Annotated in this window: 25 protein-coding genes and 4 tRNA genes; 19 read left to right on the top strand and 10 right to left on the bottom strand. The window is 39.2% G+C overall.

The annotated features are described in order from the left end of the window. The first annotated feature begins 31 nt into the window (after positions 1-31). The 3 genes from lolB to GNP35_RS00835 all read left to right on the top strand — a co-directional run bounded on the left by lolB (position 32) and on the right by GNP35_RS00835 (position 2,640). Positions 32-634 (top strand): lipoprotein insertase outer membrane protein LolB, encoded by a 603-nt coding sequence (lolB, locus tag GNP35_RS00825; protein ID WP_155693633.1) that lies wholly within the window; start codon positions 32-34, stop codon positions 632-634. Between the two features lie 2 nt (positions 635-636). Next, on the top strand, positions 637-1,608 hold the full coding sequence (ispE, locus tag GNP35_RS00830) for a 4-(cytidine 5'-diphospho)-2-C-methyl-D-erythritol kinase (protein WP_155693635.1): 972 nt from the start codon (positions 637-639) through the stop codon (positions 1,606-1,608). Between the two features lie 75 nt (positions 1,609-1,683). Continuing rightward, on the top strand, positions 1,684-2,640 hold the full coding sequence (locus GNP35_RS00835) for a ribose-phosphate pyrophosphokinase (RefSeq protein ID WP_210559668.1): 957 nt from the start codon (positions 1,684-1,686) through the stop codon (positions 2,638-2,640). A gap of 80 nt (positions 2,641-2,720) precedes the next feature. Here GNP35_RS00835 and GNP35_RS00840 read toward each other — a convergent pair whose 3' ends face one another. Both GNP35_RS00840 and GNP35_RS00845 read right to left on the bottom strand, forming a co-directional pair. Continuing rightward, positions 2,721-3,095 carry a hypothetical protein gene (locus GNP35_RS00840; RefSeq protein WP_155693637.1) on the bottom strand — a complete coding sequence of 125 codons (375 nt, stop codon included), beginning with the start codon at positions 3,093-3,095 and terminating at the stop codon, positions 2,721-2,723. Further along, positions 3,085-3,495 (bottom strand): hypothetical protein, encoded by a 411-nt coding sequence (locus GNP35_RS00845; RefSeq protein WP_155693639.1) that lies wholly within the window; start codon positions 3,493-3,495, stop codon positions 3,085-3,087. Before GNP35_RS00845 ends, GNP35_RS00840 begins: the two co-directional genes overlap by 11 nt. 320 nt (positions 3,496-3,815) lie before the next feature. Between GNP35_RS00845 and GNP35_RS00850 the strand changes: the two genes are divergently transcribed. The 8 genes from GNP35_RS00850 to GNP35_RS00885 all read left to right on the top strand — a co-directional run bounded on the left by GNP35_RS00850 (position 3,816) and on the right by GNP35_RS00885 (position 8,420). After that, positions 3,816-4,439: a 50S ribosomal protein L25/general stress protein Ctc gene (locus GNP35_RS00850; protein WP_155693641.1), complete on the top strand. Its 624-nt coding sequence runs from the start codon at positions 3,816-3,818 to the stop codon at positions 4,437-4,439. A 23-nt stretch (positions 4,440-4,462) separates the two neighbouring features. Beyond that, positions 4,463-5,053, top strand: coding sequence for an aminoacyl-tRNA hydrolase (gene pth, locus GNP35_RS00855; protein WP_155693643.1), 591 nt, complete (start codon positions 4,463-4,465; stop codon positions 5,051-5,053). Between the two features lie 84 nt (positions 5,054-5,137). Continuing rightward, positions 5,138-6,229 (top strand): redox-regulated ATPase YchF, encoded by a 1,092-nt coding sequence (gene ychF, locus GNP35_RS00860; protein WP_155693645.1) that lies wholly within the window; start codon positions 5,138-5,140, stop codon positions 6,227-6,229. Positions 6,230-6,556: 327 nt separating this feature from the next. Further along, a tRNA-Met gene (locus GNP35_RS00865) sits at positions 6,557-6,633 on the top strand. A gap of 36 nt (positions 6,634-6,669) precedes the next feature. Then, positions 6,670-6,754 (top strand) — tRNA-Leu (locus GNP35_RS00870). Between the two features lie 45 nt (positions 6,755-6,799). Beyond that, a tRNA-Gln gene (locus GNP35_RS00875) sits at positions 6,800-6,874 on the top strand. 8 nt (positions 6,875-6,882) lie between these two features. Then, positions 6,883-6,957 (top strand) — tRNA-Gln (locus tag GNP35_RS00880). A gap of 122 nt (positions 6,958-7,079) precedes the next feature. After that, positions 7,080-8,420 (top strand): OmpP1/FadL family transporter, encoded by a 1,341-nt coding sequence (locus tag GNP35_RS00885; protein ID WP_155693647.1) that lies wholly within the window; start codon positions 7,080-7,082, stop codon positions 8,418-8,420. Between the two features lie 104 nt (positions 8,421-8,524). Here the strand turns inward: GNP35_RS00885 and GNP35_RS00890 are convergent, their stop codons facing one another. Continuing rightward, positions 8,525-9,739 (bottom strand): FAD-dependent oxidoreductase, encoded by a 1,215-nt coding sequence (locus tag GNP35_RS00890; RefSeq protein ID WP_155693649.1) that lies wholly within the window; start codon positions 9,737-9,739, stop codon positions 8,525-8,527. Positions 9,740-9,934: 195 nt separating this feature from the next. Between GNP35_RS00890 and miaB the strand changes: the two genes are divergently transcribed. The 6 genes from miaB to lnt all read left to right on the top strand — a co-directional run bounded on the left by miaB (position 9,935) and on the right by lnt (position 15,512). Then, the gene (gene miaB, locus GNP35_RS00895; protein WP_155693650.1) at positions 9,935-11,365 is read left to right on the top strand and encodes a tRNA (N6-isopentenyl adenosine(37)-C2)-methylthiotransferase MiaB; all 1,431 of its coding nucleotides are present in this window, start codon (positions 9,935-9,937) and stop codon (positions 11,363-11,365) included. Between the two features lie 86 nt (positions 11,366-11,451). Next, positions 11,452-12,546: a PhoH family protein gene (locus GNP35_RS00900; RefSeq protein WP_155693652.1), complete on the top strand. Its 1,095-nt coding sequence runs from the start codon at positions 11,452-11,454 to the stop codon at positions 12,544-12,546. Next, entirely contained in the window at positions 12,536-12,994 is a 459-nt protein-coding gene (gene ybeY, locus GNP35_RS00905; RefSeq protein WP_155693654.1) for an rRNA maturation RNase YbeY, read from the top strand. The genes GNP35_RS00900 and ybeY overlap by 11 nt, the downstream gene beginning before the upstream one ends. Positions 12,995-13,085: 91 nt before the next feature. Further along, positions 13,086-13,955 carry an HlyC/CorC family transporter gene (locus GNP35_RS00910; RefSeq protein ID WP_155693656.1) on the top strand — a complete coding sequence of 290 codons (870 nt, stop codon included), beginning with the start codon at positions 13,086-13,088 and terminating at the stop codon, positions 13,953-13,955. After that, on the top strand, positions 13,955-14,761 hold the full coding sequence (locus GNP35_RS16170; protein WP_330997656.1) for a hypothetical protein: 807 nt from the start codon (positions 13,955-13,957) through the stop codon (positions 14,759-14,761). The genes GNP35_RS00910 and GNP35_RS16170 overlap by 1 nt, the downstream gene beginning before the upstream one ends. A 10-nt stretch (positions 14,762-14,771) precedes the next feature. Then, the gene (lnt, locus tag GNP35_RS16175) at positions 14,772-15,512 is read left to right on the top strand and encodes an apolipoprotein N-acyltransferase (protein ID WP_330997657.1); all 741 of its coding nucleotides are present in this window, start codon (positions 14,772-14,774) and stop codon (positions 15,510-15,512) included. On the opposite strand, the gene GNP35_RS00920 is transcribed toward lnt, so the two are convergent. After that, on the bottom strand, positions 15,439-16,578 hold the full coding sequence (locus GNP35_RS00920) for a MalY/PatB family protein (RefSeq protein WP_155693659.1): 1,140 nt from the start codon (positions 16,576-16,578) through the stop codon (positions 15,439-15,441). The two genes, lnt and GNP35_RS00920, sit on opposite strands and share 74 nt — an antisense overlap. A gap of 135 nt (positions 16,579-16,713) precedes the next feature. Between GNP35_RS00920 and GNP35_RS00925 the strand changes: the two genes are divergently transcribed. Further along, on the top strand, positions 16,714-18,657 hold the full coding sequence (locus GNP35_RS00925; protein ID WP_155693661.1) for a methyl-accepting chemotaxis protein: 1,944 nt from the start codon (positions 16,714-16,716) through the stop codon (positions 18,655-18,657). Between the two features lie 22 nt (positions 18,658-18,679). Here the strand turns inward: GNP35_RS00925 and GNP35_RS00930 are convergent, their stop codons facing one another. The 4 genes from GNP35_RS00930 to GNP35_RS00945 all read right to left on the bottom strand — a co-directional run bounded on the left by GNP35_RS00930 (position 18,680) and on the right by GNP35_RS00945 (position 21,026). Continuing rightward, on the bottom strand, positions 18,680-19,033 hold the full coding sequence (locus GNP35_RS00930; RefSeq protein ID WP_155693663.1) for a DUF1428 domain-containing protein: 354 nt from the start codon (positions 19,031-19,033) through the stop codon (positions 18,680-18,682). A gap of 11 nt (positions 19,034-19,044) precedes the next feature. Further along, positions 19,045-19,527 (bottom strand): hypothetical protein, encoded by a 483-nt coding sequence (locus GNP35_RS00935; protein WP_155693665.1) that lies wholly within the window; start codon positions 19,525-19,527, stop codon positions 19,045-19,047. A gap of 130 nt (positions 19,528-19,657) precedes the next feature. After that, complete coding sequence (locus GNP35_RS00940) at positions 19,658-20,317, bottom strand: CoA transferase subunit B (protein WP_155693667.1); 660 nt, start codon at positions 20,315-20,317, stop codon at positions 19,658-19,660. Between the two features lie 10 nt (positions 20,318-20,327). After that, complete coding sequence (locus GNP35_RS00945; protein ID WP_155693669.1) at positions 20,328-21,026, bottom strand: CoA transferase subunit A; 699 nt, start codon at positions 21,024-21,026, stop codon at positions 20,328-20,330. A 326-nt stretch (positions 21,027-21,352) separates the two neighbouring features. Between GNP35_RS00945 and GNP35_RS00950 the strand changes: the two genes are divergently transcribed. Continuing rightward, positions 21,353-22,174 (top strand): 3-hydroxybutyrate dehydrogenase, encoded by an 822-nt coding sequence (locus GNP35_RS00950; protein ID WP_155693671.1) that lies wholly within the window; start codon positions 21,353-21,355, stop codon positions 22,172-22,174. Here the strand turns inward: GNP35_RS00950 and GNP35_RS00955 are convergent. Together GNP35_RS00955 and GNP35_RS00960 are read right to left on the bottom strand one after the other, a co-directional pair. Further along, entirely contained in the window at positions 22,146-23,114 is a 969-nt protein-coding gene (locus GNP35_RS00955; protein WP_155693673.1) for an alpha/beta hydrolase, read from the bottom strand. The two genes, GNP35_RS00950 and GNP35_RS00955, sit on opposite strands and share 29 nt — an antisense overlap. After that, positions 23,115-24,308 (bottom strand): MFS transporter, encoded by a 1,194-nt coding sequence (locus GNP35_RS00960; RefSeq protein ID WP_155693675.1) that lies wholly within the window; start codon positions 24,306-24,308, stop codon positions 23,115-23,117. Between the last annotated feature and the right edge of the window lie 69 nt (positions 24,309-24,377).

Here is a 24,377-nt window from a genome sequence, read left to right on the forward strand (position 1 = left end):
AAAGCCCAATTTATTGCTATTTGAGACAAATATGAATCAATTCAAAAGTACCATTTTAACGATCACCCTACTGTTTTTGATCACTGCATGTACCTCATTACCTAAAAAGTCTGAAATAGTAAATGTATCTCATGTCTCCGAATTATCATCATGGACAGCTCGCGGTAAAATGCTATTTGTATCTGGTAAAGAGAAAGAAAGCGCGTATTTTTATTGGCAGCAAAACAAAAACGAGTTCCATTTCGTTCTTTCTACTGTATTGGGCATAGATGTGATGACTCTAAAATATGAACATGGCATGGCTACACTCAAAGTAGATGGCGAACAACATACAAGCCCAGACCCTCAAACTCTGGTGGCTCGTTTTACCAATAAACAAATCCCCTTTGACAAACTTCACCTTTGGCTTTTAGGGCACGCAAACAAACAAGATATTTCCAGCCCTACTTACAACAGCAAAAACGAAATCCAGTCATTTGACTATATGCCAGAGGGCTTTAATCAAACGTCATGGAATGTAAAATATGGTCCTAGAAAACCACTACAACAATTAAACTTACCTAGCGCGTTGACCATAAAATCAAGCGATTCAAGAATTAAGTTAGCCATTTCACATTGGCAGTTACAAGGTTAAACATGCGTCGATCTAAATTAAAGTTACTTTCACCCGCTAAATTAAATTTGTTTTTAAATATAAACCGTCGTTTAGACAATGGTTACCATGAACTTCAAAGCCTTTTTCACTTTATAGATTTTGGTGATGATATGACATTTGAAGCCTATAGTGACGAGTCACACTTTCGCACCAGTAAAGAAGCGTTAAAACAAACTAAATTGGAAGAGTTGGATGATTGGGAGTTGGCGAGTAAAACAGCTTTTAATTGCGACTTACCAGAGCTCGAAACAAACAGTAATTTGGTTTTTAAAGCGATGCAGGCTTTATCACGGTTTTTAAAAGCCAAGTTTGGCGAAGATAATTTCAATAAAAAACTTTTAAGCTTAGACTTTATAAAAATATCTTTAACAAAACGCTTACCGATGGGCGGTGGTGTGGGTGGCGGTTCATCAAACGCTGCAACCACACTTTTGGCTTTGAATTCACTATGGAAACTGGGTCTTTCATTGGATGAACTAAGAGAGATTGGGTTGAAAGTTGGCGCTGATGTGCCTATTTTTGTTTTTGGCCAAACCGCGATTGCAGATGGCGTAGGTGAAAAGCTAACTAGCTATCCTATAAAAGAAAAGTGGTATTTAGTATTAACGCCTAACCAACATGTAAATACAGCAGAATTATTTTCGTCACCTCATTTGCCTCGAAATTCGCCTAAATTACCGTTAGATGAAATTAAATACCGAGGTATTGCCCCTCAATTCAAAAATGATTTTGAAAAGTTAGTTTATAATCAGTATCCAACCGTTGCCAAAGCAATGGACTGGTTGTTAGAATATGGCCCGGCTAGGATGACTGGCACTGGAGCTTGTGTTTATGCTGAGTTTGCTACACAGGACGAAGCAAAAGAGATATATCAACAGCTGCCTGTCGACCTGACTGGATTTGTTGCGAAAGGATGTAACATTTCCCCAACGCACCAAACGTTGTTTGGCTAATAAACATTAGAGGTTTGGCTATTTTGAGCTAACCTCACTATAAAACTAAAAGCATAATTGCTATAGGATATCTCTGTGCCTGATATAAAGCTCTTCGCTGGAAACGCTACCCCAGAACTTGCCGAAATCATCAGTAACCGTCTTGACATCGACCTAGGAAACGCCACTGTAGGCCGCTTCAGTGACGGTGAGATTAGTGTTCAAGTTAATGACAACGTTCGTGGATCGGATGTTTTCATCATTCAATCTACGTGTGCTCCTTGTAATGACAACCTAATGGAATTAATTGTGATGGTTGATGCTCTCAGACGTGCGTCTGCAGGCCGTATCACTGCTGTTATTCCTTACTTTGGTTATGCAAGACAAGACCGACGTGTTCGTTCAGCACGTGTTCCAATTACTGCAAAAGTTGTTGCAGATTTCCTGTCTAGTGTAGGTGTTGACCGAGTATTAACGGTTGATCTTCATGCTGAACAGATTCAAGGCTTTTTTGACGTTCCTGTTGATAACGTATTTGGTAGTCCGATCTTAGTGGACGACTTACGTAAAAAAGGATTCGACCTAGCCGATGATGTAGTGGTTGTGTCACCTGACATTGGTGGTGTAGTAAGAGCCCGAGCTATTGCTAAACTTCTTAATGACAAAGACCTAGCCATCATCGATAAGCGTCGTCCTCAAGCAAACGTTGCTCAAGTGATGCATATAATTGGAGATGTTAAAGGCCGTGATTGTATTATGGTTGATGACATGATCGATACCGGTGGAACATTATGTAAAGCCGCTGAAGCGTTAAAGGCACAAGGCGCTAAGCGCGTATTTGCTTATGCGACTCACCCTGTTTTTTCTGGCAATGCCATTGAAAACCTTAAAAACACAGTTATTGATGAAGTTATTGTAACGGATTCAATCCCATTACCCGCCGACATCGCGGCATTACCAAACGTTAGGCAACTAACACTAGGTAATATGCTTGCTGAAGCAATTCGTCGACTCAGTAATGAAGAATCAATATCGGCGATGTTTGATCACTAACACCGCCAAATGGTTGCATTAAAAAAGCGGCCATGGCCGCTTTTTTTGTCACTGTGATCAACACTAATATCAAATTTCGTTTATGGGCATTTCAGTTTAATATCAGCCGATTTTATTTCTTTAACATCTTTAAAGCCTAGTAACTGGGCTTTCTCAAAGTCTGAAGAACTAATTTGATAAACATTGATCGTTCCCTCATTTTGGCCACATGCCTGGGGATACATTAGCCCATCATTTTTTCTTGCGGAACAATTAACAACAATGCCATTTTCTGTTAATTCCTTAACCATAACGTTTAACGCCATTCCTTGCGAAAAGCATTGTTTCTTGTTTGCATCTTTATAAACATTTACAAACGATACCGTTTGTTCTGAAACTACATCGTTTGTTGTATTACTGGTTGCACTACAAGCAGCAAGACCACATACTAAGGCTATTAAAACGCTATTTTTCATTATTTATCCTATATTCATCTTTATTATTAAAAGAAGAAAACACATCTGTACTTTTATTCAACCTTAAAAAACGGTCATAAATTACATCTATTAATACAATGATACTGATGACTATTAAATAACCTGTAAATATAATCATAGTTGTTGGGTCATAATTTTTTGTAGCTAAAAATGCAATTAAAAACAAAAAATTTGAAATAACAGCTGAATACATCAAGCCGATAATACCATCTCTAATAGCATTCAAATTTATAATACCGGCAGGTAAACATATTAGAGCAACAACAAACCATACCGCATCTGGTATACCTTGTGGGTTCTCTTTCATCAATTCGTATATACCAAGAATTATCAATGTAATCATTGGTAATAAAGCAATAAAGCGTAACAACCTTCTCATTTCGGTTACCTCTCCATTTGTCAAAGTGTGCTTTGATCTTTTTATTAGTAATTACGCATACTAGTAATAAAATAAAACGTGAACAAGCCTAAAATTGAAACTATTCTTGTATTACCTCTAATGTAAACAAGAGTAAGCCATAAATACTATTCCCTACTATCTATACATAAGTAACTTCTTTACATTATTTTTATCCAATTAAAAATAGTTGAGTAAGCGCCTGCTTTCAATTAGAATACGCCGCCCCTCATATTTGCGGGGCAATGCGTTTTCTCTTGGTCGCGGGGGAAAACATAAACTTATTATTTTTGGAGAATTCCATGTCTGAAGCTATTTATACATTAGAAGCTACAGTTCGTACTGACAAAGGTACTGGTGCGAGCCGCCGCTTACGTCATGCTAACCAAGTTCCTGCAATCTTATACGGTGCTGATAAAGAAACTCAAAACCTTGCTCTTTCACACAACAAAGTGTGGCAAGCACAAGGCAACGAAGGTTTCTACTCTCACATTCTTACTCTAGTTATCGATGGTAAGAAACAAGAAGTTATCCTTAAAGACGTTCAACGTCACCCGTACAAGCCTGTAATCATGCACTTGGACTTCCAACGTGTTGATGCTAAACAAAAACTTCACACTAACGTTCCAGTTCACTTCATCGGTGAAGAAGCTGCAACTAAGACTGGTGGCGTTGTTGCTCATACAATGACTGAACTTGAAGTAACTTGTTTGCCTAAAGATCTTCCTGAGTTCATTGAAGTAGACGTAGCTGGCCTAGAAATTGGTCAAACTCTACACATCAGTGACCTAGTACTACCTAAAGGCGTAGCGTCTGTTGAATTAGCAAAAGGTGAATCTCATGATTTAGCTGTTGTTACTTTACACGCACCAAAGACTAAAGCAGAAGATTCAGAAGACGCTTCAGAAGAAGCAGATTCAGAATAATCTGTGTTGAATAGACGTACAAAATGAGTACTGATATTCAACTAATCGTGGGCCTGGCTAATCCGGGCCCCGAATACAAACATACCCGCCATAATGCCGGTGCTTGGTTCATTGAAGAACTTTGCCGAGCACAAAACATCTCTCTTAAAAACGATCCTAAATACTTTGGTTATACCGCAAAAATATTTATTGACGGTAATGAAGTTCGTGTATTAATCCCAACCACCTTTATGAATTTAAGTGGTAAATCTGTAAGTGCATTAGCTAACTTCTTCAAAATTAAACCAGAGCAAATCCTAGTAGCGCATGACGAATTAGATATGCCACCAGGAAAAGTAAAGATCAAACAAGGCGGTGGTCACGGCGGACATAATGGTTTAAAAGACATTATCGCCAAAATGGCTAATAACAAAGAATTCTATCGACTCCGTATTGGAATCGGTCACCCTGGCAGTCGTGAAAAAGTCACGGGCTGGGTATTAGGTAAAGCCCCACAAGTTGACCAAGAAAAAATTGATGCTGCCGTTGATGAAGCAACACGCTGTATGGATATTTGGTTTAAACAAGACTTAAAAAAGGCACAGAGCCGATTGCATTCATTTAGCGCAGAGTAGTCTAAGCAAAGTACATTATTAAGACTTAGTATTACGTCGTTATCTGATTTATTAAATTATAAAATTTGAACTTAAGGAACCATCATGGGTTTTAAATGTGGCATAGTAGGTTTACCAAATGTTGGTAAATCAACACTATTTAATGCGTTAACAAAAGCAGGTATTGAAGCTGCTAACTTCCCTTTTTGTACTATTGAACCAAATACTGGTGTAGTACCTGTTCCTGACTTACGTTTAGACAAACTAGCCGAAATAGTTAAACCTGAGCGTGTCATCCCTACAACAATGGAATTTGTTGATATTGCCGGTCTGGTAAAAGGCGCGTCAAAAGGCGAAGGTTTAGGTAATCAGTTTTTAGCGAACATTCGTGAAACTGATGCTATTGGCCATGTAGTTCGTTGTTTTGACGATCCAAACATTGTTCACGTTGCTGGCGAAATCAACCCACAAGAAGATATTGATGTTATCAATACCGAACTTGCCTTAGCTGATATGGATTCTATTGATAAAGCAATTTTTAGAAATGCCAAAAAAGCCAAAGGCGGTGATGCCGATGCAAAATTTGAAACTAAGGTTCTAGAAAAATTAAAACCTATTGTTGATGAAGGCGGCATGGCTCGTTCTGTTGATTTAACAAAGGAAGAACTAGCAGCAATTAGCTACCTAAACTTGTTGACCATGAAACCAACAATGTATGTTGCTAACGTTGCAGAAGACGGTTTTGAGAACAACCCTTTCCTAGATAAGGTTCGTGAAATTGCTTCTACTGAAAACGCAGTCGTTGTTGCCGTTTGTGCATCAATTGAATCTGAACTATCTGAGCTTGAACCTGAAGATTTATCAGAGTTCATGGAAGATTTAGGTTGGGAAGAGCCTGGTCTTAACCGAGTTATTCGTGCTGGTTACGAATTGCTAACGTTACAAACGTATTTCACTGCTGGTGTTAAAGAAGTTAGAGCTTGGACTTTCCCTGAAGGTAGCACTGCGCCACAGGCAGCGGGTAAAATTCATACTGACTTTGAAAAAGGCTTTATTCGCGCAGAAATTGTTGGTTACAATGACTTTGTTGATAATAACGGTGAAGCTGGCGCTAAAGATGCTGGTAAATGGCGTCTTGAAGGTAAAGATTATATTGTTAAAGATGGTGATGTGATCCACTTCCGCTTTAACGTTTAATTTATAACCAAACAATTAAAGTGTTTTGAAAGAACCTTCCATTCGGAAGGTTTTTTTATGTATTAAAACTAGTCTTTAAGCATGAATGATTTGGGATTTATATACTTTAATTCTGAGCTTTATTAAAAATAGTAAATATTCGTTTGTTACAGAAACATAATTTTTTACCCAAAACGGCCTTAATTAATACAAAAAACCACCGAGTTGCACAAATTAAAACCAAACGATACGTTAAGTGACATTTTCTTTAAAAAAGCAGTTGACGAGAAAGGGTCGCATCAGCATAATACGCCACATCGCTTGAGGCGGTAATCGAAACAAAGGAATGGCTACGTAGCTCAGCTGGTTAGAGCACATCACTCATAATGATGGGGTCCCCTGTTCAAATCAGGGCGTAGCCACCATTCGATTACACTACCAACCTCATAGCATCAAGATTTGCGGGAGTGGCGGAATTGGTAGACGCGCTGGATTTAGGTTCCAGTATCTTAGGGTGTGAGAGTTCAAGTCTCTCCTTCCGCACCACTTAAAGTCATGGTCTTAAATCTTAAAGTTCATGCAAAGTTTAGTTGGGATATCGCCAAGCGGTAAGGCAGCGGGTTTTGATCTCGCCATTCCCAGGTTCAAATCCTGGTATCCCAGCCACTTATTGTTGGAGTATCGCCAAGCGGTAAGGCAGCGGGTTTTGATCTCGCCATTCCCAGGTTCAAATCCTGGTACTCCAGCCACTTTTAAAGCCTCGCACTTGCGAGGCTTTTTTCTTTCTAAAAACTTCATTAAATTTAATTTTACCCTTACCTCATTTTTGTCATAGACTTATGTTTATGTAAAACAATGAACGGCAATAGTTTTGAATAAACCATTAATAATTTTTACACTTTTTGGTCTATTTTGCAGTCCTCTGCTCAGCGACGAATATCACTATAAAAATATACTAGTAGGTACTAAGGCAATTGGTTTAGGTGGCGCATTCGCTAGTATCGCCGATGATATGTCCGCCGTATTTTACAACCCTGCTGGCCTTGCCAAATCAAAACTAAACAATTCTGCTTCTTTGAGCACCTTCTCTTGGGAACGTTCACAATTAAATGATGTTTTTTCAAATCAAGGTGACTTTTCACGTTCCTCTTTTTCCATCGTGCCAAGCTTTTTAGGTACGGGTAAAAATTCAGAAAAATGGCATTGGAGCGTAGTTTTTGCTGTTTCAGACTTATCTACCGAGCGAAACTTTTCTAAGGTAGAACTTCCTTTTGTTGGGCCAGATGGAAATATTGCTGGTACACAAACTGAATATGGCAATATAGACCTCGACAACGCTTCATATGACTTAGGATTTGGCACCGCCATTAACATCGCCCCTAACTGGTCAGTTGGTGCGTCGTTAATAGCAAAATATAAGCAATTTGAGACGGTACAAGGCTCTGGCATTGATGCTGCAGTGGATACGCCTCTTGGTATACTAAAAAGTGGCTTTACAGCGACCAGACGCCTCAGTGATGAGAATATTATATTAACCCCTCAGTTCGGACTGCTATACAAAGGTGAAGGCTTTAGCTGGGGTTTAAAGCTTGCAAAAGATGTAGCGATTAACCGGAGTTTCACAGGCAGCCATCAAATTGTAGTTGCGTCACCAACACCTCTGCCACCTACAGCAAAAGCATCAAGTGTTGGAGAGGTCACAGGTTCAGAAAAACAGGAGTACGGCACCAACTTATCAACGGGCATTTCCACAAAGCTTTCCAACTTATTAGTAAGCTTTGACCTTGATTATTATTCAGCTGTAGACGTTGAAGAGTTTACTGTCGCCCCTACACAACCTCCTATTAACCGAGACTTAGCTTCAGTGACAAACTATTCATTGGGCTTCAGTTATCCATTATCAGATACCAATACAATTCGCTTTGGTGTATTCACCGACAACTCAAACGGAATTATAGATCCGGAACAGCCATTCCAGCGCTCAGAGGTGGTAGACATGGTAGGTTATAGCGTGGCGGTTAATACCGAGTTATTTGGCTTTCCGCTTTCTATTGGAGGATATTATAAACATGGTACCGGACAAGTTAGGCTTTCAGATATAAGGGTTGTAGAACGTATTGTTGGACTCCCACTTTATCCTGAAAGCAATATTAATGACGTAAGTGACATGAAGCGTGAGTCTTTTGTTTTGTACCTCAGCGCTAACTTTTAACCTTGCCTTTAGCCTTATAATTTATGAACTTCAACTGCTTAATCAATTATTTAATAAGCCTTGTTATTTGTCAGGGTTAAATGACAGCTATGTAAAAATCTGTATTAAAAACCAAGCGCTTTTTTCATCACTTTTAATTTTGCACTAGGCAACGCATTAGCGGCTGATAACAACAAGTGACGAAAAGATTTAAGCAAGCCTTTGTCATTTGAAAAGAGATGATAAAAGCCGTCCATCGCCGTCGACATAACTAAGCTGTCTCCTTTTCTATTTCGTTGATATACCGACAAGCGTTGATTCAGTTTATTGATATCACTTAAATCCGTGTCACCTAATAACTCAATTAACTCTGCTGAGTCTTTAAAGCCAAGATTTACACCTTGTCCTGCTAACGGGTTAATCGTATGCGCAGCATCGCCAACCAATACCACTCTATTTTTAACGTAGCTATTTGCTTGCCGACGAGTTAACGGGAAAGAAGCGGTTTTAACGATTTCAAAATCGCCAGGTAATTCAGGGAACGTGGTTAACACTTGTTCCTTTAGGTTATCAAGACTAAGACTTTTAAGGTGCCCCACTTTTTCTTTGCTGTCATACCAAATTAAACAAGCATAATTGTTGTTTAACGGTAAAAACGCTTTAGGCCCACTAGGCTGAAACTCCTGCCAGGTAATGTCTTGTTGCTCAAATTGGGTGTTAATAGTGATGCTAAAACACTGCTGTTGATAGTCCCAACCAGACGTTCCAATATTACTCAATTGTCTAACTTTACTATTTGCGCCATCAGCTCCAATTAATAAGTGTGACTCAACGTTAGTTTCGGTTTCTCCATCTGTCAGTGTCACTAATAGCTTTGAATCAGTTTTCTGTGAATAGGCAGTAATTACTGCACCAAAAACTACATCCACTTTCAAAGCAGACTGTTCTAATGCTTTATAAGCGGCTATTTGAATTGCTTCGTTTCTAATTAGCGAGCCTAAATGCGTTTCATTTATGTCATCCGCCGAAAACTCAACCACTGGAGTTCCCTTTTCCCAAGTTGCTAAACGTTTAAATGCACACGATGAAGCCTCATCAATTTCTTGCCAACTATTAATTTCACGAAGCCACGTTTCACTATACCTGTTTACAGCTGACACTCTTAATGGAGGTTCACTTAACCAGTTTGGTTGAGGCGCACCTTTTTCTATAAGCAAAACTGATTTGCCTTGTTGACCTAAGCCTAAGGCAAGGGACGCACCCACCATACCGCCACCTATAATTACGGCGTCATATTGTTTATTAGCAATGCTGGATAGAGGCAATTCAGAAAAAGTCATGGGAATCTCATTTGTTTTTATGCCTTTTATTATGCCAGAAACCTCAACAACACCAAGGGCTTTGAGCACTTTTTACAACTTCAATTAAATATTAGCCACAATACTGTATTGAATTCACTTTCAGTTATATCATTTTCACTGTAAAATACGCGGCCTTTTTATGAACAACTTTTCCATACGATTTACGAGAGAAGAATGACAAAAAAACTACATATTAAAACCTGGGGCTGCCAAATGAACGAGTACGACTCGCAAAAAATGGCAGATCTTTTGGATGACAGTCATGGATATGAGTTTACTGAACAGGCAGAAGATGCCGATGTTATTCTATTGAATACCTGTTCTATCCGTGAAAAAGCGCAAGAAAAAGTATTCCATCAACTTGGTCGTTGGAAAAATTTGAAAGCTAAAAACCCTGACCTAATTATTGGTGTTGGTGGTTGTGTTGCCTCTCAAGAAGGTCAACATATTCGTGAGCGTGCGCCATACGTTGATATGGTTTTTGGTCCTCAGACATTGCATCGCTTACCAGAAATGCTTGAACAGATTAAATCGGGTGATGGCGGTTCAGTAATCGACATTTCATTCCCTGAAATTGAAAAGTTTGACCGACTTCCTCAGCCTACTACAGATGGACCTAGCTCATTTGTATCAATCATGGAAGGTTGCAGTAAATACTGTACATTCTGTGTTGTGCCTTATACACGCGGCGAAGAAGTATCAAGGCCAGTTGACGATGTAATATTTGAAATTGCACAATTAGCAGACCAAGGAGTTCGTGAAGTAAACCTTTTAGGTCAAAACGTAAATGCGTTCCGTGGTGCAACTCATGACGGCGACATTTGTCACTTTAGTGAGCTATTGCGTTTAGTGGCATCGATAGACGGTATCGACCGCATTAGGTATACCACTTCTCACCCGGTTGAATTTACTGACGATATTATTGCAGCCTACGAAGACGTGCCTGAGTTAGTTGATCACTTACACCTTCCAGTGCAATCTGGCTCTGACAGAATATTAACTCAAATGAAACGTGGCCATACGGCGATTGAATATAAATCACAAATCAGAAAACTACGTAAAGTTCGTCCTAACATAAGCATGAGCTCTGACTTTATTATTGGTTTCCCTGGTGAAACTGCTGATGATCACGCAAAAACAATAAAGCTTATTGAAGATGTTGGTTACGACCACAGCTTTAGCTTTATCTATAGTGCACGTCCGGGTACACCTGCAGCCGACTTACCAGATGATGTAGAAGAGTCTGAAAAGAAAGAGCGTTTATACCAATTGCAAAGCTTAATCACTCATCAAGCAATGCAAATTTCACGCTCTATGGTAGATACAGAGCAAAGAATTCTGGTAGAAGGTCCATCAATAAAGAATCCAATGGAGCTTCGTGGCCGTACTGAAAACAATCGTGTTGTTAACTTTGTGGGTCCACACACACTAATTGGTGGATTTGCCGACGTTAAGATTGTTGATGTTTATACCAACTCATTACGTGGCGAGTTTATTCGTGGCGAAAATGAAATGGGTTTACGTCAAGAAGTATCACCGTCAGAAATTTTAGCAAAACGTCAAACAAATACTGATGAGCTAGGTGTTGCGACTTTTGCACCTTAGCCGTATATTCTAGGTATTGGATAAGTTAAAAAGAGCCATGATCCGTCATGGCCTTTTAGTTTTTTAAAACCAAGGAAATAGATAAATTGCCAAAAAAAATTAATTCTCTAGAGCTATTTTTAGAACCTGCCAATAAAGACCGTTTAGCTTCTTTGATTGGTCCATACGACGATAATTTGAAACATATTGAACGTCGCATGGGTGTTGAAATTACTTATCAAGGCAATAAATTCAAAATTGTTGGCAACCCTGCGAATGTGGTTGCAGTTAATGAAATCTTAAAAGATTTATATATAGAAACGCAGCCAGATCCTAAAGAAAAAAATAAAGTGAAGGCAAAAGAGTTGTTGCCTGATCATATTCACCTCGCACTTCAACAATCTAAAATTCTTGAGCAAGAAATTGAAGGTTATGACAATGAAGTGGTTATCAGAACCCGTAAAGGCAATATAAAGCCGCGTAACCATAACCAAGTTGAATATGTTAAGAATGTATTAAATCACGACATTACGTTTGGTATTGGCCCGGCTGGTACGGGTAAAACGTATTTAGCAGTAGCTTGTGCAGTAGATGCTTTGGAGCGCCAAGAAGTAAGGCGTATTTTATTAACTCGACCTGCGGTTGAAGCTGGCGAAAAGCTTGGCTTTTTACCAGGTGACTTGAGTCAGAAAATTGATCCATACTTGCGCCCGCTTTATGATGCCCTTTTTGAAATGCTAGGTTTCGAGAAAGTTGAACGTCTTATCGAACGCAACGTTATTGAAGTTGCCCCTCTTGCTTACATGCGTGGTAGAACACTTAATGACGCCTTTATTATTTTAGATGAGAGTCAAAATACCACCGTTGAGCAAATGAAAATGTTTCTAACGCGTATCGGCTTTAATTCAAAAGCAGTGATAACTGGCGACATTACTCAAATAGACTTACCAAGAGGCGCTCGCTCAGGTTTACGACACGCCATTGAAGTTTTGTCGGAAGTTGAAGACATCAGCTTTAACTTTTTCCAAGCTAATGACGTAGTTAGACACCCAGTTGTTGCTAAGATTGTAATGGCTTATGAAAAGCTAGAAGAGCAAGAGCGCCGTGATAAAGCAGAGCGTGAGCAATTAGCAAAAGAGAAAGCTCAGCAAGAGAAAGCGATTCGAGAAGCAGCCATTAAGGACATTAACAATGAGCGTTGATCTGGACTATCAAAATGCCAGTACTGACACTAATATTCCATCTGAAGAGCAATGCCTAGCTTGGTTAACCGCCTTCTTACCTCAGTTTAAAGACGTTTCCGAATTAACAGTACGTATTGTTGATGAAGAAGAGAGCCAGCAACTTAATGGCGATTATCGAGGCAAGGAAAAGCCAACAAACGTTTTGTCTTTTCCTTTTGAAGCACCAGCTCATATTGAGTTACCTTTATTGGGTGATTTGGTAGTTTGTGCTCAAGTAGTAAATAAAGAAGCACAAGAACAAAATAAAACGGCAGAAGCACATTGGGCACATATGTTGCTTCATGGTAGCCTTCACCTTCTCGGCTACGATCACATTGAAGATGCCGATGCAGAAGAAATGGAAAGTTTAGAAATAGAAATATTGAACGAAATGGGTTTTAACAACCCTTATTTAATATCTGAGTAAAACTTAATAATAATCTAATTGACATGTTGGAGGTTTTTCCAACAGAATGGCAATTGTTGTGTTTAATAAATATAGGAACATTCTGACTAGAATGAGTGACGACAACCCACATAGTAGCAACGGTTCTTCTAATAAAGGCTGGATAGAGAAAATTGGTCAGCTTTTTACTGACGAACCGAAGAGCAAAGAAGATGTAGCAAATATCATAGATGTTGCTGCGCAAAATGACTTAATCGATCTAAATACTAAAAATATGATTGATGGTGTTATGGAAATCGCTGATTTACGGATCAGAGACATAATGATACCGAGGTCACAAATGATAACCTTAGATTTGTCTGATACACCTGACAAGTTTATCCCGCTCATGATTGAGTCTGGCCACTCTCGTTTCCCTGTTGTTACAGAAGACAAGGATCACGTAGAAGGTATTTTACTGGCTAAAGACTTATTAAACCTACTTGTTGACCGTGAACAGGAAATCGATTTAAAGGCGATGCTTCGCCCGATTGTTATTGTTCCTGAAAGTAAGCGTGTTGATACATTATTAAGAGAGTTCCGCCTTAATCGTTATCATATGGCTATTGTCGTTGATGAGTACGGTGGTGTTTCTGGCTTAGTCACAATCGAAGACATTCTAGAATTAATTGTTGGTGAAATTGAAGACGAGTTCGACTCTGAAGATAATCAAACCGACAATATTCGTAAAGTTTCTAAACATGTGTACATGGTACAAGCCTTAACAGAACTTGATGACTTTAATGAATTCTTTAATACAGAATTTAACGAAGAAGAAGCAGATACCATAGGTGGTACTGTTTTACATGAGTTTGGTCACATGCCAGAAAAAGGTGAAGAAGTAATCATAAACCAAATAAAGTTTAAGGTTCAATCTTCCGATACTCGTCGCATTCAGCAACTGATGGTTACCTTACCTAAGAAAAAATCGCCTAAGCCATAATGGACAAAAGATTTTACCCCATTGGATTAATCGCCATCGGTATGCTCAATACCTTGGCGTTTGCTCCATTTAAAAACTGGTGGATACCTTTTTTCACTCTTGCATTACTTCTATTTGCCGTTACAAAAGCACCTTCCGCCAAAAAGGCTGCTGTTTATGGCTTATCCTATGGTTTAGGGTGGTTTGGTGCTGGAGTTAGCTGGGTACATGTGGCCATTGCTGATTTTGGCGGATTGCCTTTAATAGCCTCGTTATTTTTGATGGCATTGTTAGTCACTTATTTAGCTCTGTTTCCAGCACTCGCCGCCGCACTTACATTTAAAAGTATACAAAAACTCGGTTTATGGGGTTTTGCACTGTTTTGGCTTTTAGCAGAAACGGCTCGTGCTAAGTTTTTAACTGGATTCCCTTGGCTCTCATTAGGCTATAGCCAAATAGAAGGACCTCTTCACTCAATGGCTCCTATTGTTGGGGAATTTGGCTTACAAGCAGTTACCGCGTTGCTGGCGGTATGTTTAGTTCAACTTGTTTTAGTCTTTAAAAATTCCTTATCCAAATCTCAACTGGCACTGACTACATCAATCTTGTTATTTATTATTGGCTTAACTACATTTAGTCATAACATGAGTTGGACAAGTGATTTAAAACGAACAGCTCGTATAGCACTTGTACAGGGAAATATAGAGCAAAGTATTAAATGGCAACCAGAGAATGAATTGCCAACCATGGAAAAGTACTTAACCATGTCTACCGGCTTTTTTGAAAAGCATGACTTGATAATTTGGCCTGAAGCTGCGGTTTCCTAGGTTAGAGATCTTGGCCAATGACTACCTTCGAGAAGTTGACAAATTAGCCGCTGAAACCAATACAGCCTTGATAACTGGTATCGTTGATTACCAACCTGAAACAGATAGAGCCTATAACAACATTATCGTATTGGGGAAAAAGCACGCCGACGACCAATTTGGTCACTATAAATACCTTAATAATAACCGATACAACAAACATCACCTGTTACCTATTGGTGAGTTTGTGCCGTTTGAAAGTATATTAAGGAAGTTAGGGCCTATATTTGATTTACCAATGTCCTCATTTTCAAGAGGTTATTATCAACAAGATAATTTAGTCGCTCAAGGCTTAAATATTTCACCGGCTATTTGTTTTGAAATTGCCTTTGCACATCAAGTAAACAGTAATCTCAATGACAACAGCGACATTATTCTAACATTAAGTAACGACGCCTGGTTTGGCTCTTCACATGGTCCTTGGCAACATTTACAAATTGCTCAAATGCGCGCTTTGGAATTTGCGAAACCTGTTGTACGAGTGACCAACAATGGCGTCACCGCAGTAATAAATGCCAATGGTAATGTGGACCAGTTATTACCGCAATTTGAAGCGTCAGTATTAAGTCATGAGTTAAAGGTTTATCAAAGCCAAACGTTTTATCAACAGTTTGGTAACTTGCCCGCTTGGCTCATGGTTATTCTTGTTTCGTTGCTTTCTGTAGCTTTGTCATCGCGTCAGTTAACATTTCCCTGGAACAAGCAAAGTTAATACGAATAAAACCGGGGCAACCAAAATCTGCGCCCGGTGAGGGCCCTAGACCTAAAGACTCCATATAACTTTGTAAGTCATCCCTTTGTAATTCCCTACAATCTATCCAAGCTAAATACGTTGCTGGCGCCGGTGTATACTCAATGCCATCAATTTGATTTACGGCTGATATCATTAGAGCCCGATTATCTCTTAAGTAATCTAACTGAGACTCATACCAATCATCACACATTGTAAACGCTTCGGTTGTTGCTATCACGCCAAAGTTATTTGCTGATGGGGCAATGCCCTGCCCGCCGCGCTTAAATTGTTTTCGTAATTTGGCGTCTGGAATAATCGCAAAAGAAACCCCAAACCCAGCAACGTTAAAGGTTTTACTTGCCGCCATTAAGGTAACAGAACTATTTTTCAGGTTAGATAAACGACCAACAGGAATATGACTCTGGGTTTTATCCAACACTAAATCAGCATGAATTTCATCAGAACAAACAAGTACGTTATGTTTGTTACAAATATCACTGATTTTTTGCAGCTCTTGCTCCGTTAAAACAGAACCGCATGGGTTCATTGGATTACATAATAAAAACAACGTTGTGGTTGGTTTACTTGCTTTTGCTTCAAGCTCGTCAAAGTCCAGCTGCCAGCGCCCATTTACTAAATGAGTAGACACCGTTTCTTGCATAAAACCATTGTTTACCGGAGCATTTAACAATGGTGGGTAATTAGGGGATTGGACTAATATACCATCACCTGGTTTACAAAACGCCTGACACATCATATTAAAAGCAGGAACTACACCAGGGGTCCAAACAATCCACTCTGGCTTTAACTGCCAGTTATATTGCTTTAGCAGCCAGCGCTGTATTGCAGGTACACCTGGTTCAAATTGATAAGGGTTATGATAACCAAAAACACCGTGTTCAACCCTTTTTGCTAAAGCTGTTTTTATTGCTGGTGCGCACTCAAATTCAGAGTCTGCTACCCATAAAGGTAAAATATCCTTACCTTCATATTTCTTGTGTTTAAGACTAAATGTGCTCAAACGGTCTTTCGCTATCTTTATCATTGAATACATCTCATTGTTTTATTTACCCTATAATCACAATTCAACGCATTGAAAACTCAAAGCTGGTATTTATCGTCACATAGTTGTAACAGTTAGGTTTTAGACTACCTGAAAATTTATACCTGATGGTTCCTTATGCGCATATCCCAGTTAATACGAGCTACATCAACGACTATTGTTATTTCCGTTTTATCATTATCGGTTCTGTTTTATTTTGTAAAATTGAAACTTGATCACTCAGAGCAAAATTCAAAATTATTTCAAACCGTTTACACATCAATTACGGTCGACTTATACAGAAACATTCAGAAATATCTGTCTACCGGCAATGCTCTAGAACTGGTAAAAACTAAAGATATCACATTAGCCCAATTAAAACGTATTCGCGAAACAGACGTTGCAAAAGATAAAAGTGTAAGTGCTCTTATCATTCAGTTAAATGAATTTGATTCAAAAATTGACAATGAATATCGTGCGCTTGGAAAACTAGCTGGCAATGAGCAAGCTTTATTGATAAATGCGGAAAGGGAAATAACTGGTTACGCAGAGAGTTTAATAAATTACGCAAATGAGGGGTATAACAATGATCCACAGAGTGCTAAAAAGTTTATTACTTACTCAGCGTCAATTCTTTCGCAAACATGGCAATTATCAGACGCTAGAGCAAAACTTATTGCAAACCCAAGTCCGCAACTGAAGGACTCTGTTTTAAATAAAATAGCAGAGATTCAATCAGTAGCTAAAAAGGTTGCCAATACACCACTATTAAAAGTGTATGGTGAGCAAGAGGAGCTTGATGAATTTGAAGCTATGTTTGAAGATGAAAGCGAAGCGGAAGATCTAGGGGAGGAAATAGTCAGTAATCTAAATTCATTAAGTAATCGATACTCCAAGGAGCTTTCCAATACGGTAAACACCGTCAATGCTCGAGTCTCAACAATAAAACAAATCAACCAAGACTTTTCTAGCTTGGAGCGGTTAACAAAAGATGTTGTTAACTCTATTGCTCAAAAAAGACAGCAAACCTACGATTTCTCTTTTTTACTTGCAGCCATTGCAATGACCTTTATGTTGGCTGTTGGTGCCCTAAATTATGCAATCTTAATAAGACAAGTATTAAAACCTCTAAACCACTTACGTGATGCGTTCCATTCCCTTATTTCTAGTAATAGTATTCAAAAAATAGACGCAAGCAGTAACAATGAGTTTGGAGAAATTGCAGTTTCATTTAATAAGATGCTTGATAATCAGGCGATTGAAAACGAACAAAAAACGTCGCAAATGAATGTCGTATCTAGCGCATTAAATCAACTGTCTGGTAATATAGAAGAAATCAGTCATTCTACTACCACCTCTAAAGACAGCGTCACCAACGCCTACAGTGTTCTTCAAAAGCTAACTGATACTAACCAAGAACTTTCTAAATTAGCAGAGGAAGTGCAAACTTATGCATCGGAAACAGAAAGTGCAATGATTCAAAGTAGAGAAGGTGCTGGAAAAGTATTAGACGCTAATACCGAAACGAATCAACAGATTTCACTCAGTTCACAAACCGTTGAAAAGTTAAGTAACAGTGTACTTGAGGTTCAACAGGTAATGGATGTTATCCGAACGATTGCAGACCAAACGAATTTACTAGCATTAAATGCCGCCATCGAGTCAGCAAGAGCGGGTGAACATGGCCGAGGTTTTGCTGTAGTTGCCGATGAAGTTAGAAAGCTCGCGATGAAAACGCAGGACTCGCTTGTGGATACGAGCGGTATCCTAGAGAAACTTTCTAACTACAATGCCCTATTGCAAAAGAATATTGATCAAATTGCTTTATCAGGAGATCAACAGACTCAAATTATTAGTTCGCTAATAAAAACCACTGAAGCAGTGGAAGTAAAAGCGTTAACCTCATGTGAAGTATCCAATAAAACACTAGCTTGCGCTAAGCAACAACAAAAGCATTTTGAGACTTTTGCTAACACGATGGAGCATATTGGCGACAACATTGATCAAACACAAACACAGTCAATCAATATCCAGCAATCACTGTCTGAACAAAGTGAGCTAATAACTAAAACGTTTATTTAAAGATTCGCTTGAATACGGTGGTTTACTCGTTAACTACGACTTCAAAACCGCCGTATATAAGCCGAGCACCATCAAAGGGCATATCACTAAACAAGCCAGCCAATGCTTCATCTTCTTCGATAGCCGGCCATGCTTTAATACGTGTTTCTTTATCTGGCCACATGATCCAAGAGAATACGACGCTTTCACTCTCTTTGCACTTAACGGCCATGCCAAATGAAGTGACCTTACCGTCAGGGATATCGTCTCCCCAGCACTCTATTGCCGACAACGCGCCATGTTTTTTGAAAGCTGCCGCTGTGCCTTTTGCGAAATCAATATATTCTTGTTTTTTTGCTGTTTCCACAGCCACTATTACACCGTCAATATAACCCATTTTAATATTCCTTATTCAGCACTATTTAATGCCTGATTTTGTTTTTCCTTACTGCAATCATACCGCTTCAGACTGGCTTTATTTAACTGTTCTATTAGCCTAATCTCAGCGGTTGCATTTGGACGTATAATTAATTTGACAACTCTGGCTACTTCAGTAGCTCCACTGCAGTGTTGCGGTTTTTTCTCGTTAAACATAAGTTGAGGTTCAATATTGCCAACTACGTATGCTCCTAACAACAAACCCTTAATTGGATCGCTCACTTTATCATGCGTTAACCACGGTGTGGTTTCTGGTGTAACCTCCACCAACACATCTTTACTATTCTCGGCAAAATTAATGATCTTTTTTACGGCAGCATAACCTGTTTCTGAAATAGGCGCTTGTTTGTACTCAGATATCAGATTCAATATCTGTGTTTTACTCATACCTGAATTACCATTGGCAAAAACAATCGATGAGAAAAGTAATAATAAGGTAATTAGCACGCGCATAATGGTTCCTTTTTTGATGCTTGTCTACAAAGTGTAGTTAAAGAATGGATAAGAGGTGCGATTTTAATAAATCAAAAAGCCAATAAAAAAGGCCGCAATTTGCGACCTTACTTTTATACTTTGCAGTAGACTAGCTAAACGTCATTTCTTTTACATCAGCTGGCACAATCAGCTTACCTGCGGTTTTTTCTTGAATTTCTTCAATACTAACGCCCGGTGCCGTTTCTTTAAGAACAAAAGCACCTTCACTAATTTCAAGTACAGCCAGGTCTGTAATAATCTTAGTAATACAATTAACACCGGTAAGTGGTAGCGTGCACTTAGACAATAACTTAGACTCTCCATGTTTGTTTGCGTGCGTCATAGTAACAATAATGTTTTCTGCGCCAGCGACTAAGTCCATCGCTCCGCCCATGCCTTTCACTAATTTACCAGGGATCATATAGCTGGCAATGTTGCCCTCTTGATCCACTTCAAATGCACCTAAAACAGTCACATCAACATGACCACCGCGGATCATTGCAAAACTTTCGGCTGAGCTGAATATTGCAGCACCAGTGGCAGTTGTTACCGTCTCTTTACCCGCGTTGATCATATCTGCGTCAACTTCATCGGCCGTAGGATATGGACCCATACCTAATAAACCATTTTCAGATTGCAACATTACATCAATATCACTAGGTACATAGTTAGCCGCTAACGTAGGAATACCAATACCTAAGTTAACGTAATCACCATCATTAAATTCTTTAGCCACACGTTGGGCAATTTGTTCTCTTGATAAAGCCATGGTCTATTCCTTAATCTCGTGTGGTTGTTTTTTCAATACGTTTTTCAAAAGTGCCAAGAATGACACGGTCTACGTATATTCCTGGAGTTTGAATTTGTGAAGGCTCTAATTCACCTGGCTCAACAATCTCTTCAACTTCAACAACCGTAATTTTACCAGCCGTTGCCGCCATTGGATTAAAGTTTTGAGCAGTATGGCGATAAATACAGTTGCCATAGCGGTCTGCTTTCCATGCTTTAACGATAGCGAAGTCTCCAGTGATGCTTTCTTCTAGAATATAGTTACGACCATTAAACTCGCGTTCTTCTTTACCTTCGCCAACCAATGTTCCATAACCCGTTGCTGTGTAAAATGCTGGGATACCTGCGCCACCCGCTCTCATTTTTTCAGCTAATGTACCTTGAGGCGTAAGCTCAACTTCTAACTCGCCATTTAATAGCTGTTTTTCGAATAATGCATTTTCACCAACATAAGACGAAACCATTTTTTTTATCTGCTTATCTTCAAGCAAAATGCCTAAACCAAAGCCGTCAACGCCACAGTTATTTGAAACAACCGTAAGCCCTTTGGTTCCTTTATTCTTAATTTCAGCGATTAACCCTTCTGGAATTCCACAAAGACCAAAACCACCGGCTATCACCGTCATATTGTCTTCGATTCCAGCCATAGCTTCAGCGTAGCTATTCACTACCTTGTCAAAACCTGACATATTGTTCCCCTTCGCAGCGTGCGATTATATTCGTATTATTATTCTGCCATCTTGTCACAAACCACAATTAAACACCCTATTCTTAAGTTTTAACTGAGTAAAAATAACGCGCTTGGCAGTAAACTCTATTTGACACTTGGGCTAGATTTAACTGTAACTTTCCATCTAGGTCAACTGGTACTTTAGTCCCGACATACCGTTAATTTTGCTATTGATTTTCATTACTCTGTGCGCAATACATGGGCATATTGCACTAAGGTAGTACTTTTTTACGAAGGTAGGTTTGTTACAGTCGGTTCTTGGTTTTTATATAGGATTAAATAGACATGAACTTATCACTGGCTAACCAGTTTACAGACAACTTAGCTTTAAAAGAAAAGGTCGCACTAATTACTGGCTCTACAAGTGGCATTGGCTTGGCTACGGCACATTTATTAGCTGAACAAGGCGCTAATATTATCATTCACGGTTTAGTGCCCATTAGTGAAGGTTTAGAATTAAAACAGCAGTTTGAAGACAAGTATGGTGTCAAAGTTATGTTTAGTGATGCCAACATCGCTGAGTCTGAACAAATTGATTTAATGATGTTAAATATTAAAAATACCTTCAAGCAGTTAGATATCGTGGTCAATAATGCCGGTATTCAATATACCGAAACCATTGAAAACTTTCCTAGGGAAAAGTGGAATGCCATTATTGCCATCAATCTATCAGCGGCATTTCATATCATGCAACAAGCACTACCTCTCATGAAAGAGAGAAAATGGGGTCGTGTTATTAATGTTGCGTCGGTTCATGGTTTAGTGGGCTCTGCTAAAAAATCAGCGTATGTTGCCGCTAAACACGGCTTGGTTGGTTTAACAAAAGTAGCGGCAATTGAAGAAGCGGCAAATGGGGTAACTATTAATGCGATTTGCCCTGGCTGGGTTGAAACTCCATTGATTAACAACCAAATTGCAGAGCTAGCAAAACAACAAGGAACGAATATTACGGAAGCTAAACATCAACTTATTACTAATAAGCAACCGCTACCAGCAATGGCAACACCTGAGCAAATTGGTAATTTGATACTGTTTTTGTGTACCGATACGGCCCGCTCAATTACGGGCGCATCTTTACCTATTGATGGGGCGTGGACGTCTCAGTAACACTCTCATCTGTTTGATTAACAAAGTCCCCGATGAGTTGGTATAACTCTCTGCACTCGTCGGGCACAAGATCTTCAATATTCATAAACGCGTGGATCATATTCTTAAACTCTCGAACATCCACGTTAACGCCTGCAGCTTTAAGCTTTTTAGCGTACTCTAAACCTTCGTCTCTTAACGGATCGCAGCCTGCAATAATAACTAAGCTTTCTGGCATTGACGCATCAAATTCACCGTAAAGAGGTGACATTTCTTTACGATCTTCATAATCATCAAAGTAGTTATCGAAATACCACTGAATTCTCGTTTTCTCTAATAGAAAACCGGTGCCATTTTCTTCGACTGAGGGTTCACTCATGGTGTAGTCAACACTTGGGTAAATGAGAACTTGTTTGTCTATTTTAAGGCTTTTATCTTTTTGTGCTCTAATGGCAAGCGTGCTACAAATAGCGCCACCAGCACTATCTCCGGCAATAATAACTTCATTGCCGTAACTCACGTCCTTTAAAACTTGATGATAACCACGAACTACGTCTTCACAGTCATTAATGCCCGCAGGATAAGGAAACTCTGGCGATAAACGGTAATCAACACTAACAACTACACATTTAGCTGCAATGGCTATTTTTCGACACATAGGATCATACAGTTCAGTACTGCCACACATGTGGCCGCCGCCATGGAAATAAATAACCACAGGCAGTTCTTCTTTTGGACTCGGACTATAAACACGTACCGGAACTTCTACCTGATCCGCAAATACGTAGTTTTCTTCTGCATAAGCAATTTTGGGTACTTGGCTAACAAACGCCCCTAGCTTTGCTAAGTTTTCTCTAGCTAATTCTGGCGTCGCCGTAACGCCATCTTCTTTAGCTTTTGCAATCGCTTGGTTAACACCATCTATAAATTCATTTAAGTGTTGTGCTAATTCACCACGCATTTACGATTCCTTTTTTGGATTAGTTTCAGGCAAAAAGAAGCTGCCTATAAAGAAGCTACTACTTACAACGCCAATCAGCAAGAAAGACATAGTAAAGTCGCCATCATTAATATCTACAAGCTTACCAAACAACCACAGTACTACGGTTGCAATTAAATAACTGATTGACCAAAACAAGCTAAATACCACGGTAATTTTATCGCCCGTCATATCCTTTAATTCATGTGGGATGGAAACCAATGCGGTAATTGGGAAAAACACGAAAAAGCCAAGTAACATAGCTGCAACTAATTGAACTTCTGCATGTTGATAAAAAGACAGTACAAATACCATCAAGGTTACCATTGCGCCAGACCATGTTATGACAGGTACTCGTTGTTTTACCTTTTTACTAAAAATCATACCGGCAATGGTACCAATAATGCCAAAACCAATAACCACTGAGCTTTGCGTGATGCCCGCTTTAGGATAAAAGGTAAATAAACAGATATAAAATGCCAATAACCCTGAATAACAAAGCGAATAAGCCCATGTAAATTTGTCTTTTAAACCATCAGAATAACCATAAACAGAAGCTTCTTCATCAACGCTTGGGCTTTCTGTCACAGGTTTAGCAACCTGTGTTGCAACGGGCTCATTAAAATCAACGAACAACCAAACGACTGCTAACACAATACTAGCAACACTAAATATCACTAAACTTTGTTGCCAACCTCCCGTCAGCGTATTAATTTCGGCCATTGAAGAAAGAATAATGGCGGTGCCCACATTAAACGCCACCGCATTTAAACCATTAATCGTTGAGCGCTCTTCAACTGCAAAAAACTTCATCACTATTGGATTAAAATAGACAATCATCAATGCACCGCCCAGGCCCATTAAGAATCGTGAAACTAAAAGTACATCGTAAGTTGCAGACATTGGCGTGAAAACACCAATAAAGACAAGCAAACCACTTAAGAAAAAGGCATATTTGATACCCATTTTCAGAGCAATCCAAGCGGCAATAAAGGTACCGGCTATTTTAGCTATGGTTACCGCGCCACTTATAAAGCTAGCGGATGCAAGGCTGTCAACGTCCATCGACGACATTATTTGTGTCATGCTTGCCGTACCGCCTACCCAAGCCATTGCAAAGAGCACATAACTGACAAAAACAATTGCTTCAACCAAGTATTTGTTACTAATTTTCATATATGATAATTTCGATGTGAGTTATTAATTAACAAGCAGATTAACCTAGGCTCAGTTAAAAATAACTAC

Origin of the sequence: Psychrosphaera haliotis (assembly GCF_009728465.1) — a bacterium.
GTDB lineage: Bacteria > Pseudomonadota > Gammaproteobacteria > Enterobacterales > Alteromonadaceae > Psychrosphaera > Psychrosphaera haliotis.

Coding starts and splice junctions, on each gene's coding strand:
- GNP35_RS00940 (WP_155693667.1), bottom strand. CDS start 20,317: ATGGCTTTATCAAGAGAACAAATTGCCCAACGTGTGGCTAAAGAATTT.
- GNP35_RS00910 (WP_155693656.1), top strand. CDS start 13,086: ATGAGTGACGACAACCCACATAGTAGCAACGGTTCTTCTAATAAAGGC.
- GNP35_RS00840 (WP_155693637.1), bottom strand. CDS start 3,095: ATGAAAAATAGCGTTTTAATAGCCTTAGTATGTGGTCTTGCTGCTTGT.
- GNP35_RS00950 (WP_155693671.1), top strand. CDS start 21,353: ATGAACTTATCACTGGCTAACCAGTTTACAGACAACTTAGCTTTAAAA.
- GNP35_RS00945 (WP_155693669.1), bottom strand. CDS start 21,026: ATGTCAGGTTTTGACAAGGTAGTGAATAGCTACGCTGAAGCTATGGCT.
- GNP35_RS00890 (WP_155693649.1), bottom strand. CDS start 9,739: ATGACTTTTTCTGAATTGCCTCTATCCAGCATTGCTAATAAACAATAT.
- GNP35_RS00925 (WP_155693661.1), top strand. CDS start 16,714: ATGCGCATATCCCAGTTAATACGAGCTACATCAACGACTATTGTTATT.
- GNP35_RS00850 (WP_155693641.1), top strand. CDS start 3,816: ATGTCTGAAGCTATTTATACATTAGAAGCTACAGTTCGTACTGACAAA.
- lolB (WP_155693633.1), top strand. CDS start 32: ATGAATCAATTCAAAAGTACCATTTTAACGATCACCCTACTGTTTTTG.
- GNP35_RS00955 (WP_155693673.1), bottom strand. CDS start 23,114: ATGCGTGGTGAATTAGCACAACACTTAAATGAATTTATAGATGGTGTT.
- ybeY (WP_155693654.1), top strand. CDS start 12,536: ATGAGCGTTGATCTGGACTATCAAAATGCCAGTACTGACACTAATATT.
- GNP35_RS00930 (WP_155693663.1), bottom strand. CDS start 19,033: ATGGGTTATATTGACGGTGTAATAGTGGCTGTGGAAACAGCAAAAAAA.
- GNP35_RS16170 (WP_330997656.1), top strand. CDS start 13,955: ATGGACAAAAGATTTTACCCCATTGGATTAATCGCCATCGGTATGCTC.
- ispE (WP_155693635.1), top strand. CDS start 637: ATGCGTCGATCTAAATTAAAGTTACTTTCACCCGCTAAATTAAATTTG.
- pth (WP_155693643.1), top strand. CDS start 4,463: ATGAGTACTGATATTCAACTAATCGTGGGCCTGGCTAATCCGGGCCCC.
- miaB (WP_155693650.1), top strand. CDS start 9,935: ATGACAAAAAAACTACATATTAAAACCTGGGGCTGCCAAATGAACGAG.
- GNP35_RS00845 (WP_155693639.1), bottom strand. CDS start 3,495: ATGAGAAGGTTGTTACGCTTTATTGCTTTATTACCAATGATTACATTG.
- ychF (WP_155693645.1), top strand. CDS start 5,138: ATGGGTTTTAAATGTGGCATAGTAGGTTTACCAAATGTTGGTAAATCA.
- GNP35_RS00935 (WP_155693665.1), bottom strand. CDS start 19,527: ATGCGCGTGCTAATTACCTTATTATTACTTTTCTCATCGATTGTTTTT.
- GNP35_RS00960 (WP_155693675.1), bottom strand. CDS start 24,308: ATGAAAATTAGTAACAAATACTTGGTTGAAGCAATTGTTTTTGTCAGT.
- GNP35_RS00920 (WP_155693659.1), bottom strand. CDS start 16,578: ATGATAAAGATAGCGAAAGACCGTTTGAGCACATTTAGTCTTAAACAC.